This window comes from Candidatus Polarisedimenticolia bacterium (genome assembly GCA_035764505.1).
Classification (GTDB): domain Bacteria; phylum Acidobacteriota; class Polarisedimenticolia; order Gp22-AA2; family AA152; genus AA152.
Genome location: DASTZC010000021.1, coordinates 1 through 14,183, shown reverse-complemented (window position 1 = coordinate 14,183; position 14,183 = coordinate 1). Strand labels below are relative to the sequence as shown.

At 66.6% G+C, this 14,183-nt stretch carries 11 protein-coding genes; 8 read left to right on the top strand and 3 right to left on the bottom strand.

Features of this window, described 5'->3' with window-relative positions; all coding sequences use genetic code 11:
* Position 1: 1 nt before the first annotated feature.
* Positions 2-2,698, top strand: a complete 2,697-nt coding sequence (locus VFW45_01485; GenBank protein HEU5179436.1) for an ABC transporter permease — start codon at positions 2-4, stop codon at positions 2,696-2,698.
* 18 nt (positions 2,699-2,716) lie between these two features.
* On the opposite strand, the gene VFW45_01480 is transcribed toward VFW45_01485, so the two are convergent.
* The 3 genes from VFW45_01480 to VFW45_01470 form a co-directional block, all read right to left on the bottom strand.
* Positions 2,717-3,220: an arsenate reductase ArsC gene (locus tag VFW45_01480; protein ID HEU5179435.1), complete on the bottom strand. Its 504-nt coding sequence runs from the start codon at positions 3,218-3,220 to the stop codon at positions 2,717-2,719.
* Positions 3,221-3,293: 73 nt separating this feature from the next.
* Positions 3,294-3,764, bottom strand: coding sequence for an ArsI/CadI family heavy metal resistance metalloenzyme (locus VFW45_01475; GenBank protein HEU5179434.1), 471 nt, complete (start codon positions 3,762-3,764; stop codon positions 3,294-3,296).
* Positions 3,761-4,126 (bottom strand): helix-turn-helix domain-containing protein, encoded by a 366-nt coding sequence (locus VFW45_01470; GenBank protein ID HEU5179433.1) that lies wholly within the window; start codon positions 4,124-4,126, stop codon positions 3,761-3,763. The genes VFW45_01475 and VFW45_01470 overlap by 4 nt, the downstream gene beginning before the upstream one ends.
* Before the next feature lie 202 nt (positions 4,127-4,328).
* Here VFW45_01470 and VFW45_01465 point away from each other — a divergent pair, with 202 nt between their 5' ends.
* The 7 genes from VFW45_01465 to VFW45_01435 form a co-directional block, all read left to right on the top strand.
* On the top strand, positions 4,329-6,971 hold the full coding sequence (locus VFW45_01465) for a protein kinase (protein ID HEU5179432.1): 2,643 nt from the start codon (positions 4,329-4,331) through the stop codon (positions 6,969-6,971).
* 125 nt (positions 6,972-7,096) lie between these two features.
* Positions 7,097-8,344 carry a hypothetical protein gene (locus tag VFW45_01460; protein HEU5179431.1) on the top strand — a complete coding sequence of 416 codons (1,248 nt, stop codon included), beginning with the start codon at positions 7,097-7,099 and terminating at the stop codon, positions 8,342-8,344.
* A gap of 217 nt (positions 8,345-8,561) precedes the next feature.
* Entirely contained in the window at positions 8,562-10,394 is a 1,833-nt protein-coding gene (locus VFW45_01455; protein ID HEU5179430.1) for an ATP-binding protein, read from the top strand.
* On the top strand, positions 10,391-11,047 hold the full coding sequence (locus tag VFW45_01450; GenBank protein ID HEU5179429.1) for a response regulator: 657 nt from the start codon (positions 10,391-10,393) through the stop codon (positions 11,045-11,047). Before VFW45_01455 ends, VFW45_01450 begins: the two co-directional genes overlap by 4 nt.
* 71 nt (positions 11,048-11,118) lie before the next feature.
* Positions 11,119-11,511 carry a response regulator gene (locus VFW45_01445; GenBank protein ID HEU5179428.1) on the top strand — a complete coding sequence of 131 codons (393 nt, stop codon included), beginning with the start codon at positions 11,119-11,121 and terminating at the stop codon, positions 11,509-11,511.
* Complete coding sequence (locus VFW45_01440) at positions 11,511-13,148, top strand: DUF3011 domain-containing protein (protein ID HEU5179427.1); 1,638 nt, start codon at positions 11,511-11,513, stop codon at positions 13,146-13,148. The genes VFW45_01445 and VFW45_01440 overlap by 1 nt, the downstream gene beginning before the upstream one ends.
* A gap of 58 nt (positions 13,149-13,206) precedes the next feature.
* Positions 13,207-14,183, top strand: a 977-nt coding sequence (locus VFW45_01435) for an amidohydrolase family protein (GenBank protein HEU5179426.1), incomplete at its 3' end; no start/stop codon positions are given.

The window sequence follows — 14,183 nt, the reverse complement described above, 5'->3', positions numbered from 1 at the left end:
CATGGCTCTGCTCCGCCGCCTTTCCGCTCTCCTGCGCAACCTGTTCCGCCGGCCGCGCGTGGAGCGTGACCTGCACGATGAGATGAATGACTATCTCGAGGGGCTCGTGCGCGAGAGGGTCGAGGCAGGGGCGACGCCGGAGGAGGCGCGGCGCGTGGCGCTGCTCGAGATGGGAGGCCCCGAGCAGGTCAAGGAGGCGGTGCGCGATGTCCGTGCCGGTGCCTGGATCGAGGCCTTCTTCCAGGACCTGCGCTTCGGCGCGCGCATCCTGCGCAAGTCTCCCGGCTTCACCTTCCTCGCGATCCTGACCCTGGCTCTGGGGATCGGCGCCAACACGGCGGTGTTCAGCGTCGTGAACACCGTTCTCCTGCGGCCCCTTCCCTTCCCCGGCTCCGAGCGGCTGGTGACTTTCTGGCAGTCCTATCCGCAGCGCGGCCTGGCGACCTGGCGCATGTCGCAGGCTAACTTCCTGGCCTATCGCCAGGAAATGCGCAGCTTCGAGCAGCTGGCTGCTTACAACCGCACCGGCTACAACGCCTCGGGCGCCGGCGAGCCGGCGCGCCTGGATGCGATGAGCGTGAGCGCCAATTTCTTCGACGTCCTGCAGGTGCGCCCGGAATTTGGCCGCGCCTTCCGCACCGGCGAGGACGCTCCCGGGCGGCGGGCCCTTTGCGTGCTGAGCCACGCCCAGTGGCGGCGCCAGTTCGGGAGCGATCCGGGAGTCATCGGCAAGGCGCTCATCCTGGACAACGTCCCCACCGAGATCGTCGGTGTCATGCCCGCCGATTTCCGCTGGCCCGGGCCGCCGGTCGATGTCTGGGTGCCGCTCGACCTGAGCCCCGAGAGGACCTCCCCCTTCAACCTGATCGGGCTGGCCCGGCTGCGGCCGGGAGTCCAGGCGGCGCGGGCCGAGGCCGAAGCGACGCATCTTCTCAAGGTCCGTGGCGCCAATGATCAGTCGTTCATCGGCAGCAACGCGGTCGCTAAACCGGATTCCGACCTGCATGCCGTCGTCACGCCGCTTCACGACACCGTCTCCGGAGCCTCTCGCACGCCTCTGCTGGTCCTCCTGGGCGCCGTCGCCCTGGTCCTGCTGATCGCCTGTGCCAACGTCGCCAATCTCCTGCTCGGCCGGGCCGCGGTGCGCCAGCGCGAGATCGCGATGCGCTTCGCGCTCGGCGCCACGCGCGCGCGAGTGGTGCGGCAGCTGATGACCGAATGTCTCCTTCTGGGCGCACTCGGAGGGGCGGCCGGCCTGGCGCTGGCGGGATGGGGGCTCGAGTTGCTGGCGGGACTGCCGCTGGGCATCCCGCGTCTGGGGGAGGTGCGGCTCGATCCGGGGGTGCTGGCCTTCACGGCAGGTGTGGGGCTGCTGGCCACGCTGCTGTTCGGTCTGCTGCCGGCGCTGCGCATCGGGCGGCTCGGATCGCGCAACGAGTGGCACGGCGAAGGACGCGGCACCAGCTCGGCCGGCACCCGCGCCACCCATGGCGCGCTGGTCGGGGTGCAGTTCGCGCTGTCGCTGATCCTCCTGGTCGGCACGGGCCTGCTCTTGAAGAGCTTCCATCGCCTCACGGCTATCGAGCCGGGATTCGAGACCGAGAAGGTACTGACGATGCGCCTGTATGTTCCCCCTCAGCACCCGGACGGCTACCGCAACCCGTTCGCCCCGGCACAGGGGGCCGAAGGCGAGCATGCCCTGGCTTTCTATCGCAGCGTCGAGGAGCGGCTGCGGTCGCTCCCGGGCATCACCGCCGCAGGGCTCGTCGACGGCCTGCCTTTCACCGGCGACCTGAACTCCGATGGCACCGTCATCGAGGGACACGAGCCGGAGCCGGGCACCGACTCCACCATCACCCCTCTTCTGACCGTCGGTCCCGGCTACTTCCGCGCCCTGGGAATCCCGGTGCTGCGGGGCCGCGATTTCGCCGACACCGACCGGATCGGCTCACAACCCGTGGCGGTCGTGGATGAAGCCATGGCAAAGCGCTGGGGCGGCGCCGACCCCGTGGGCGGACGGATCCGCTACGGCTGGAACGAGGAGCCCGATGCCTGGATGACGATCGTCGGAGTCGTCGCGAATGTCCGGGACATCACCATCACCGCCGGGCAGGAGCCCGATCCGCACCTCTACCTTCCTCTCGGACAGGGACCGCAACGACGCATGGGACTCGTGGTCAGGACCGCGGGCGATCCGGCCGCCACCGCCGGCGCCATCCGCGCCGCCATCCGCGGCATCGATCCCGGCGTGCCTCCCTTCGACGTCCAGACCCTTTCGCAGAACCTGGACTCGAGCCTGGCGCGCGAGCGCTTCACCAACATCCTGCTGTCGCTGTTCGCCGCCGTCTCGCTGCTCCTGGCGGCCGCGGGCATCTACGGCGTAATGTCGCTGGAGGTCAGCAGCCGCCTGAAGGAGATGGCCATCCGCATCGCGCTGGGGGCGCGGCCGCGCGAGGTCTTCGCCCTGGTCCTGCGGCGCGGCACGCTGCTCGCCGTGGCGGGGCTGGGGGTCGGCTTCCTGGGAGCCCTTGCCCTGACCCGCTTCCTGAAGAACCTTCTGTTCGAGGTGGGGACCACCGACCCGGCAACCTATTCGATGGTCGTCGTCGTCCTGGTGAGCGTCGCCATCCTCGCCTGCGCCCTGCCGGCCCGCCGCGCCACCCGCGTCGATCCCATCGAATCGCTCCGCCGGGAATAAGTCCGCCATCCCGATCCGTCAATCGTCGCGTGTGCGTCCAATTTCGTCCAGCCGCTGCTTGAGCTTCATGCGATCGAGCGATGCGATCGGCAGACTCGTGAAGGTCTTGATGCGTCTCTCCAGCGCCGTGAAGGTCTCGCGGAAGGCCAACCACTTTTCGGTCTCGCTTCCCCTTGCAGCAGCGGGATCGTTGACGCCCCAGTGCGCGCTCATTGGCTGCCCCGGCCAGATGGGACACACCTCTCCGGCGGCGTTGTCGCAGACGGTAATAACGAAATCAAGCGGCAGCGCTCCGGGATTCGCGAACTCATCCCAGCTCTTACTGCGCAAGCCTTCGGTCGGGAGCTTCATCCGCTTCAGCAGCTCGAGCGCGATCGGGTGTACTGCTCCCTTCGGGTGACTCCCGGCGCTGAAGCCACGAAACTTGCCCGTGCCCCAATGGTTCACGAGCGCTTCCGCGAGGATGCTCCGGGCGGAATTGCCCGTACACAGGAAGAGGACGTTGTAAGGACGGCCGCTCATCGGCTGGGTTCGGTGGGACTCAGGCCAAGGCGTTTCATGTCCTCGGTCGTGGCCACACGGTCAATCCGCGTCGTCATGTGCAACACGGTGCCGCCGGTGCTGCCGGGCCCGGAGGCGGCTCGCAGCACTGTGGCTCACAACACCTGCTTGAACCTGCACCGCTGATTTCGTCGCCATAGACCGTACTCTCGCCCGTCGTCAGGAACGTCTCCCATTCAATGCCCTGCGGGTCGGCGACCCAGCTCTTGTCGCTCTCTGCGTAACAGCAGGTCGTGGCTCCTTCTTCGCGAATCGGCCCCTTGGCATGGCGCAGCCGGGCGTAGACCTCGGCCAGCTCCGGCCGACTTTCCACTTGGATGCCAAGATGCCGGATACCCGGCTCGGCACCTCGCTTGCTGATTGCAAAGTTCACGCGCGGATCCTCGAGCATCCACTTCGCGTAGTCGTTTTTCACAACGACCGGCTCGGCAGCGAACAACGCGCTATAGAAACGAATCGATTCTTTGATGTCGCTCACGCTGACATGGACGTGCAGACGTTTCATGCGCTCCTCCGGATCTTGCGAGAGGCTGCCGGACGCTCCGCTGCCGGGACGCGTTTGGCACCGCATCCGGCGGACGTGCTCTGCGCACAGCAGTTCTCGGTGAGATAGCCGACCAGGGCCTTCATCGTCCCGAAATCGGCGGCATAGATAATCTGCCGGCTCATGCGCTGGCGGGTGATGAGTCCCGCGCGCTGCAGAGCCTGCAAGTGAAACGTGAGCGAGGATGGCGGCAATTTCAGTCGGCTCGCGATCCCGCCCGCCGGTAAGCCCTCGGGTCCGGCCTCAACCAGCATGCGGTACACGGCAAGGCGGTACTGGTGGGCCAGGGCGGCGAGGGCGGTTACGGCTTCGGGTGCTTTCATTAATCCTCCGACTATTCGAGAACAATCGAAATATTATGCCATTCGATTCACGCTGTCAACCCCCTGGGGGCTGGCCGGCCTGAACAAGCGCCGCATCTTCCATCCACGGTGACGACGGTGTGTCAGCGGCGCCGGAGCGCTCCCTCGACGCGTTGACCTTCCCTCCTCGGGAGGCCTAAGATTCCTGCTCCGAGGTCAACCCATGCTGGAACGGCTGGGCCACTATCGAATCCTCGAGCGGATCGGGGCGGGGGGCATGGGGGAGGTGTATCGCGCCTCCGACACTCGGCTCGGCCGTGACGTCGCCGTGAAGGTGCTTCCCGCCCACTTCTCGGACAGCCTCGAGGTGCGCCAGCGCTTCGAGCGGGAAGCCCGGGCCCTGGCAAGCTTTTCCCATCCCAACATCTGCGCTCTCTATGACGTCGGACGAGAGAACGGCATCGACTTCCTGGTGATGGAATACCTGGAAGGCGAGACACTGGCGTCCCGCCTCCGGCGCGGCGCCGTGCCCCCCGATCAGGCGCTGCGCATCGCCGCCGAGGTTGCCGCGGCACTCGACGCTGCGCACCGCCGCGGGATCGTCCATCGCGATCTCAAGCCCGGCAACGTAATGATCACCAAGAATGCCGCGAAGCTCCTCGACTTCGGTCTGGCAAAGGAGCCGGCGAGCCTGATTCAGGGCGGGCATTCCAGTGCACCAACACGGAGCGAGCCGCTTACCGCCGCCGGGGCCATCCTGGGCACGCTCGATTACATGGCGCCCGAGCAGCTCGAAGGCAAAGAAGCCGATGCCCGAAGCGACATCTTCTCGTTTGGAGCGATCGTCTACGAGATGCTCACCGGCCGGCCCGCTTTTTCGGGGGCGAGCCAGGCCGGCCTGATCTCCGCCATCCTGACCGCCGAGCCAGCGCGCATTTCCGAGCTCCAACCGATGACGCCCCCCGCGCTGGAGCGCGCCGTGGGGCGCTGCCTCGCCAAGGACCCCGAGGAGCGCTGGCAATCGGCGCGTGACGTGATGTTCGAGATGAAGGGAATCGCCTCCCGGAAAACCGATTCCCCAGGAGCCGCGGCCGCAACGCCGAGGCGGGGCGAGAGGATCATCTGGGTCGCCGCGATCCTGGCCCTATGTGTCGGCCTGGGCTTCGCGATGCTGGCGCTGGCCCGGCAGCCCGAAGTCCTTTCGCGCCCCGCCCACTTCTCCATTGCGCTGCCCGATCACGCCGTGAGCCTGTTCACCCGCGTCTCACCCGACGGCACCACGATCTCTCAGACCGCGAAAAACGGCGATCAGACCCGGCTCTGGATCCGGCCGCTCGACGCGCTTTCCGCCAGGCCGCTTGAAGGCACGGAAGGAGCGCGGGCGCATTTCTGGTCCCCCGACAGCCGCTTCATCGCTTTCTTCGCGGGTGGCAAGCTCAAGAAGATCGACGTGAACGACGGGTCCGTCACGGATGTCTGCGACGCACCCGGCGCCGGTCCCTTCCAGCTGGGCGCGTGGGGACGGGACGGCACCATTCTCCTGCGCGTCGACGAGGCACCCGACCACGAAGAGGGGCTGTTTCGCGTGTCATCTTCCGGCGGCAAGGTTGAGCGTCTCGACATCCGGGACGGCTCGGGGAACAAGATCCAGGTGGGCTGGCCGGGTTTCCTGCCTGACTCCCGCCATTTCATCGGACCTTGCCTGCTCAAGCCAGGTTTGGATGACAGTCGCGCCACCTGCCTGGTCTCCCTGGAGAGCCTCCAGGCCAGCGTGCTCCTCGAAGCGGCTTCCTACGCCCTGCCCGCGCCTCCCGGCTACCTCCTTTTCGTCCAGGGATCGACCCTGTTCGCGCAGCATTTCGACTTCGAAACGCTTCGCCTGAGCGGAACGCCTTCCCCGGTCGCGGAGCGCATGGAGCAGTGGGCGGGAATCGGCGCGCCCAAGTTCTCCGTTTCGGAGAATGGTGTGCTCGCCTATCAGATGGCGGGAGGAGAAGCCGACCTGATTTGGAGGGACCGCCGGGGTGCGGAAATCGGCCAGGTGGGATCGCCCGCAAGCTACGACAGCATCCGCCTCTCGCCCGACGGAAACCGCCTTGTGGCAGGCATCGTGAACCAGCGTGGCGTCAGAGACCTCTGGACGATCGATGTCAATCGGGGGGTTCCGACCCGGGTCGATTCCGATGGACTGGATTCCTATGCTCCCATGTGGTCTCCGGACGGCAAGAAGATCGTCTATTGCAAGGCCATCCATGCGCCTCCTTTCCTGCACGCGCGGACCCTCGCCGGGGGCGAGGACGAGGTGTTGCTCCCTTCCACCGGGACCATGCAGTGTCCTACCGGCATATCCTCCGATGGGCGGTATCTCTTGTTCGAGGATCGGAACCCGACCACCGGCTGGGATGTCTGGCTCCTGCCTCTCGGCACTGACCCTCCGCGTGCCACTCCCCTCATACGGACGCCCCAATCCGAGACGGATGCCAGCTTCTCCCCCGACGGCGGCTGGATTGCTTACACCTCGGATGAGACGGGCCGACCGGAAGTTTATGCCCAGCCGTTTCAGCACCCCGGCGAGAGGCTCCGTATCTCCACGTCGGGCGGTTCGACGCCGCGCTGGCGACGCGATGGCAAGGAACTTTTCTATCTGAGCGCGGACGGCCACCTGATGGCCGTATCGGTCACCCCGGGCAAAGAGCTGACCCCTGCGGCGCCGTTGGCGCTTTTTCTGGTAGGACAGGGTTCGGCCGAAGGACCGGGTTACGAGGTCAGTCGGGATGGGGAGCGCTTTCTCGTGGGCTCTCCTGTTCCGGGGAGCCAGGACGCCGCGGTGATGGTGAACTGGATGGGGCGGCTGCGGAAGAACTAGCGCGACCCCCTGCGGTGCGCGGCCCCGGGGACCGCGCGTTGACGCTTCCTCTCCCTCGGGCCTAAGATGCCCGGAAAACCACTAGGCCAGAAGTAGCGCCCGACCCGGTCGCGGCGGGAGATGGCATGGACACCCACGAGCGGACGCTCGCCATCAATCTGGACAAGACCACCTACGGGACCTTTGCCGAGATCGGCGCCGGCCAGGAGGTGGCCCGCTGGTTCCTGCAGGCCGGCGGCGCTTCCGGGACCGTCGCCAAGACCATCTCCGCCTACGACATGGCTTTCAGCGACGCCATCTACGGCAAGTCGGGCCGCTACGTTTCGCGCGACCGGCTGCTGGCGATGCTCGACCACGAATACACGCTGCTGCTCGACCGGCTGAAGGCGTCGCGCGGCGCCGAGACCCGCTTCTTCGTCTTCGCCGACACGGTGTCGGCGCGGAACTTCTCGGGAACCAACGAATGCCACGGCTGGATGGGACTGCGCTTCCAGCTCGCTCCCGGCGGCGAGCCCAACGACCTGGTGATGCACGTCAACCTGCGCGATTCGACCAACTTGCTGCAGCAGCAGGCGCTGGGACTCCTAGGAGTCAACCTGCTGTACGCCGCCTTCCAGGTCGAGGGAACGGCGGAGAAGCGGACGGCCGAGCTGCTCGCGGGATTGTCGCTGGACCGGATCGAGATCGACGTTCTCGAGGCGCGCGGCCCGGGAGTAAAGGATCCCGGGCCGGCGATTCTCGGCACCGGCCTGGTGAAGGGCGGTTTCGCCCAGGCGGTGCTGGTCGGCCCCGAGAATCGCCTCCTGCCTCCCTCCGAGATCCTGCGCAAGCGACCCATCGTCATGGAGCGATCGTGGGCGCGCCAGCCGGTGCAAGGAGAAGCGGAGCGTCTCGCCACTGCCCGGGCCCAGCTGGTCGAGGAGCGTGGCGGCGCCGCCGAACCCGAGCCTCTCCTCCTGCGCGAGCTGTCGCTTCAGTCGACTCGCGCTGCCGACGCTCGGGACGGCGCCCCTCCGACGATCGACGACGCTGTCTCCTGGACCGTGGCCAGGCGGCAGGAAGGGCCGGTTCTCCTCACCCGCTTCGGCGAGCCCTTTCCTCTCACCGATTACCTGAGACGCTTCACGCAGGAGCCGATCCGCTTCATCCTGACCGACGCGGTCCTCAAGGCGATCTTCGTCGGCGTCGCCCGGGAGCGTCTGGAAGGTGGTCTCCTGGAAGGGCTTGGGAAGATCCTCGCGGCGAACGTGAGGCTCTACGCCGCCGGCCAGTTGGTCGCCTCTGCGAAATCGCTGGACCTGCCGGAGCCGCTCGGCCTGCTGTACGACTACCTGCTCCAGTCCGGTTGCGTGGTGCCCCTCGAATCCCGATGACGCCTTTCCGGGCGGAAAGAGCGCCCGGACTGCTGTCCAGATGGCAAATGTGCTTGTGCTGCAATAGAATCCGAGCCTCGGCACCAGACTCCCATCCGGTCTCGAGCCCATGCCGCGAAAGCTTCGGCGTCCCGGCGAAACCTCGCGGCTCGCCCGTCCGTCTCACTCGCAGGCGAATCAGTTGCACATGGGCGCGACCGGGCCAGGAACTCCGGAAATGAGACGCTTCGCGCCCCTTCTTCTCATCATCTTCAGCGTCCCGCTCCTTGGGGCGTCCGAAGGACCTCGCCGGATCCTGATTCTCAATTCATTCGGCCGCGACTTCACCCCTTACAACTCCGTCACCTCCAAGTTCCGTGAGGATCTCGCCCGCCTCTCCCCGAAGCCCGTCGAGCTCCTCGACATCTCGCTGGAAACGATGCGCTTCGACACGGCCGACGAGGCCCCTGTAGTCGATTACGTAGGCGCCCTGTGCGCCAGGCGTCCGATCGACCTTGTCGTGGCAATCGGCTCGCCGGCCTACCGGTTCTGGGAGCGTCACCGTGCCGAGCTCCTGCCGGACACCCCTGCTCTGATCGCCGCCGTCGAGGAACGCCACTTCGACGGAAAGCCGCCGGAGCAGGATGCTGTTGTGGCCCTGCGCCTTGACCTGCCCGGTGTCCTCGAGAACCTGCTCGCCGTCCGACCCGGGACCCACAACGTCTACGTCGTCATCGGCGACAGCCCGCTGGAGCGTTACTGGCTGGCACACCTCCGTCGCGAATGGGGACCGTTCGAAAAGAAAGTGAACCTCGTCTACTGGAACGAGGTCCCCTTCGACGAGATGGTCCGGCGAGCGGCACAGCTGCCGTCCGACTCGGCCATTTTCTTCGCCCTGCTGGTGCAGGACGCCGCCGGGGTTCCCCACGAGCAGGAAGCCGCCGTGGAAGCGCTGCGGGATGCTGCCAACGCTCCGTTGTTCGGCTGGTCGGACAACCTCCTGGGACACGGAATCGTCGGAGGTCCCCTGCTGCCGCTGAAGGAAGTCGGACGGGCGACGGCGCGCGCCGCGCTGCGGGTCCTCGCCGGGGAGCCGGCCGGGCAGGTCCGCTCCCCGGTGCTGGCGGCCGATCGCCCCTCCTACGACTGGCGGCAGCTGCGGCGCTGGGGGATCGACGAGGCCTCTCTGCCGTCCCGCAGCACGGTGCTCTTCCATCCAACCTCGCTGCTGCGCAAGTACCGCTGGGTGATCCTGGGCACGGGGCTCCTGATCGCGGCCCAGGCGATCGCCATCAGCGGGCTGCTGATCTCGCGCCGCCGCCGGCTGCAGGCGGAGGAGGAGGCGGCGCGGCTGCGCCATGAGCTGGCGCACGCCGGCCGGGTCTCCGCTCTGGGGCAGCTGTCCTCGTCCCTGGCGCACGAGCTGAACCAGCCGCTGGGAGCGATTCTGCGCAACGCCGAAGCAGCCGAGATCTTCCTGGACGCCACACCGCCCAATTTACAGGAGGTGCGCGCCATCCTGGCCGACATCCGGGAGGACGATCAGCGTGCCGGCGGCGTGATCGATGGGATCCGCGGCCTCCTGCGCCGCCATCCGGTGGAATTCTCGAGCATCGAGCTGGCGGGCATGGCGGAGCGGATGATGATCCTGATCCGGCCCGATGCTCAGTCCCGGCGTATCGAGGTATCGGCCGAGGTGGCCCCCGGCCTTCCGGACATCCACGGAAACAGCGTGCAGCTGCAGCAGGTCCTCCTCAATCTGCTGATTAACGGGATGGAGGCGATGGAGCGCAATGGATCCGAAGGTCGCCGGCTGCGCCTGAAGATCGGCGCCAACGGCGGCAACCGGGTCCAAATGTCGGTCAGCGACTCGGGACCGGGGATCCCATCCGAGGACCTGCCGCGCGTCTTCGAGAATTTCTATACGACGAAGCCGGGAGGCATGGGGATGGGGCTGGCGATTTGCCGGCAGATCGTCGAGGCCCACGGAGGGGAGATCGAGGCGGCCAACGATCCCGGCGGCGGCACCACTTTCCGCGTGACGCTGCCGATGGCGAGGGTCAGTGCATGAGCGCGTCCCCAACCGTCTTCGTGGTGGATGACGACCGCTCCTTCCTGAAGGCCGTGGCGCGCCTGCTGCGCGGCAGCGGACACGCCGTCGAGACCTTCGGCTCCGCGCGCGATCTCCTCCAGCGGCTGAGGCAGGAGGCGTCAGGCTGCATCCTGGCCGACCTGAAGATGCCCGGCATGGATGGAATGGAGCTGCACGAGGCGGTTGCCGTCTCCGAAAACCCACTGCCCGTCGTCTTCCTCTCCGGCCGGGGCGATGTCCCCACGACCGTGCGCGCCCTCAAGCAGGGGGCGGAGGATTTCCTCACCAAGACGGCCCCGAAAACCGAGCTCCTCGACGCCGTCACCCGGGCGATGGCGCGCGACGTGGCCGAGCGGAGGGCGCGGGCCCAGCTCCGCGCGGCGCGCTCCACATTCGATCGGCTGACGGCCCGGGAGCGCGAGGTCCTCGCCCACGTGGTCCAGGGACGAGCCAACAAGGAGATCGCCTGGGACCTGTCGATCCACGAGCGCACCGTCAAGCTCCACCGCACCAGCATCACGGCCAAGCTCGGCGTCTCCTCGGTGGCCGAGCTGACCCGCTGGGCCCAGGAAGCCGGGCTCCTTCCCGAGCTGGATCAGACCGCCGGCCGTACCCTCCCTAAAGGGCAGTAGCGCCCTCCTTCCTCCGACTGGTAGCTTCCCCGCTGCGCGGTCGCTGTGTACCGCGTGGTCGGAGAACCCCCATGCTCACCATCGCGATCGTCGACGACGACGCGAGCCATAGCCGCGCCGTCGCCCGCCTGTTGCGGGCCTCGGGGATGCAGGCCGTAACTTTCGTCTCGGCCGAGGAATACATCGCGGCCCGCGAGGCGACACCGGTCGACTGCCTCGTCCTGGACATCCAGCTCGGCGGCATGTCGGGGTTCGACCTCTACGGTTGGCTCTCGGCCGCGGGCAGCCCCCCTCCAATCGTTTTCCTCACGGCGCATGGCGAGCCCGAGACGATCGCCCAGGTAAACTCCACGGGATGCGCCTATGTACGTAAGACCGATCCAGGGCGAGTCCTGCTGGAGGCGATTCGCATGGCGATCGAAGCCCAGGCAGGTCCCCCCCACCGCATGGGAGGCAGTGCTTGATGAGCCGTCGAGGCCCAATCGACCTCGAGTTGACCCATGGAAAAGCCGATATCTTCTGCTATGACGGACCTCGCGGGCGGGTCGCCGCCCACCACCGGCGGACCGCCTGGATCGTGGCGCTGATCGCCGCCGTCCTGCCGGCGCTGCACGACGCTCGGGCGCAGGGACCGCCGGAGAATCCTTCGACGCCGGGCGACAGGGCGCGGGAAGCAGCGGCGAAGCTGACGCTGAAGTGCTCCTCCAAGCCCGGCGAGCGGAACCATTGTCCGGCCGACACTTCGAAGGGAGTCTCCCTGGTGAAATCGGAGGGAGAGGCTCCCTGCCTTCTCGGCAAGACCTGGGGGTACGACGATACCGGGATCTGGGTCTCCGACGGCTGCAGCGGGCAGTTCTTCGCCGGCGTGCCGACGGAGCTCCAGCAGGCGGCGGCAACCCGGATGAAAGCACCCGAGTACATCCCGAACGCCGGCTTCCTGCTCTACGATGGAGAGAAGGGCCAGATCTACATGCGCCTGTTCACCTACGTCCGCTACCTGAACCAGAAATCGCTGGACAAGCACTACGAAGACTCCTTCGGCGTTACGAAGACCGTGGATCGGCGCCAGGACTTCCAGCTGAACAAGTTCTTCCTCCCCTTCTCCGGCTGGTTCCTGAGCCCCAAGCTGCGCTACTACCTCTACGTCTGGTCCTCGAATCCTTCACAGGGCGACCCGGCGCAGGTGGGGGGCGCCGGCAACATCAGCTGGAACTTCAACCGCTTCGTGACGCTGGGCGGCGGCATCACCAGCCTGCCGAGCGTGCGCAGCACCGAAGGGCAGTTTCCGTATTGGATCGGGGTCGACGATCGGCTGATCGCCGACGAGTTCTTCCGCGGCTCCTACACCACCGGCATCTGGCTCAAGGGCGAGCTGTCGACAAAGCTCAAGTACATGGCGATGCTCGCCAACAACCTGAGCACCTTGGGCGTCAGCGCCTCGCAGCTCGACAACACGATCGACACCACCTCCTTCAGCCTGCAATGGCTCCCGTCGACCGGGGAGTTCGGCCTGTACGGGACCTTCGGCGATTACGACTGGCACGAGAAGCTGGCGACCCGGCTGGGTCTGCACTACACCAGCAGCACCGAGGACCAGCAAAGCCAGCCTGGCACCAACAGCATCGAGAACAGCCAGATTCGCCTCACCGATGGGAACGTCATCTTCACGCCGGATCTGTTCGGCGCGGGGATCGAGGTCGACAAGGTGCATTACAAGATGGCCAGCATCGACGGCGGCCTCAAGTTCAAAGGGCTTTCACTCGAGGCGGAGTACTACTGGCGACATCTGAGCGATTTCGAGGGGCCGGGCACCGGCGCCATCGCCGACATCGACGACTACGGCTACCAGGTGCAGACCTCCGGCATGGTGGTGCGCGACGTGCTCCAGGCCTACCTGAGCGGATCGCAGATCCGTGGCGTCTATGGCGACGGCTCTGAGATCCGCGCCGGGATGAACTGGTATCCGCTCAAGAAGCGGGGTTTTCGGATCAACACGGAGTGGCTCCACCTGAACCACTGCCCGGTGGGCTACACCGCCGTCCCCTATCCGGTGGGCGGCGACGGCGATGTCTATCACGTGAACGCCGAGATGAACTTCTGAGGAGCGTGACATGGCCGGTCCCGGGCCCCTCTCCCCTCCCCCTCTACGAACGCATGCGATGAAGCCGGCCATAATGTGCCTCACGCTGGCGCTCGCGGTGAGCATCGCGCCGGCCGCCGTGTCGCGCGGCAAGAGCTCCAGCGTCCCCGCGGGGGCCGTGGTGAACGACTCGCACTTCCACCTCACCAACTACGTGCAGGAAGGCACCGACATCCACGAGTTCCTGAAGATCATGGGGACGAAGGTGGGACGCGTGGCACTGTTCGGCATCCCGCTGCAGCAGACCTGGGCGTACGGCAACACCGCCGACTTTGCGCCGACCTATTACCTGCAAAGCGACGCGCCGCTTTACTACTATTCGTTCACCGACGCGTTCATCGCCATGTCCTATCGCTCGCTGACGAAAACGGAGCAGGCGCGCTTCGATCCGATGATCACCGGCTTCAATCCGGCCGACATGTACGCCGCCGACCACATCAAGCGCGTACTCCTCACCTTCCCCGGGGTCTTCTCGGGCATCGGCGAGTTCACCATCCACAAGGAGTTCGTCTCTTCGAAGATCGCGGGCGAAACCGCCAGCCTGCTGAACCCCGCCCTGGATCGCATCCTGGACTTCGCCGGCGAGGCGGGTCTCGTGGTGATCCTCCACAACGACGTCGACATGCCCTTTCCGAAGCCGGGGCAGGATCCCTACCTGGTCGTGCAATTGCGCGACCTCATCAAGCGCCATCCCAAGACCCAGATCATCTGGGCCCACATGGGAGTAGGACGGATCGTCCATCCGGTGAAGGACCAGATCGGCATCCTGGAGCGTGCTCTGGGCAACCCCGATCTCGCCCATCTGCACTTCGACATCTCCTGGGACGAGACCGCCAAGTACGTCGTTGCCTCCGAGGACACCCTCAAAGTGACTGCCGATCTCATCAACCGTTACCCCGACCGCTTCCTGTTCGGCACCGACGAGGTCGCCCCGAAGACCCAGGCCTCGTACCTCAAGGTCTATGACCTCTACGCGCCGCTGTTCGCGAAGCTCAC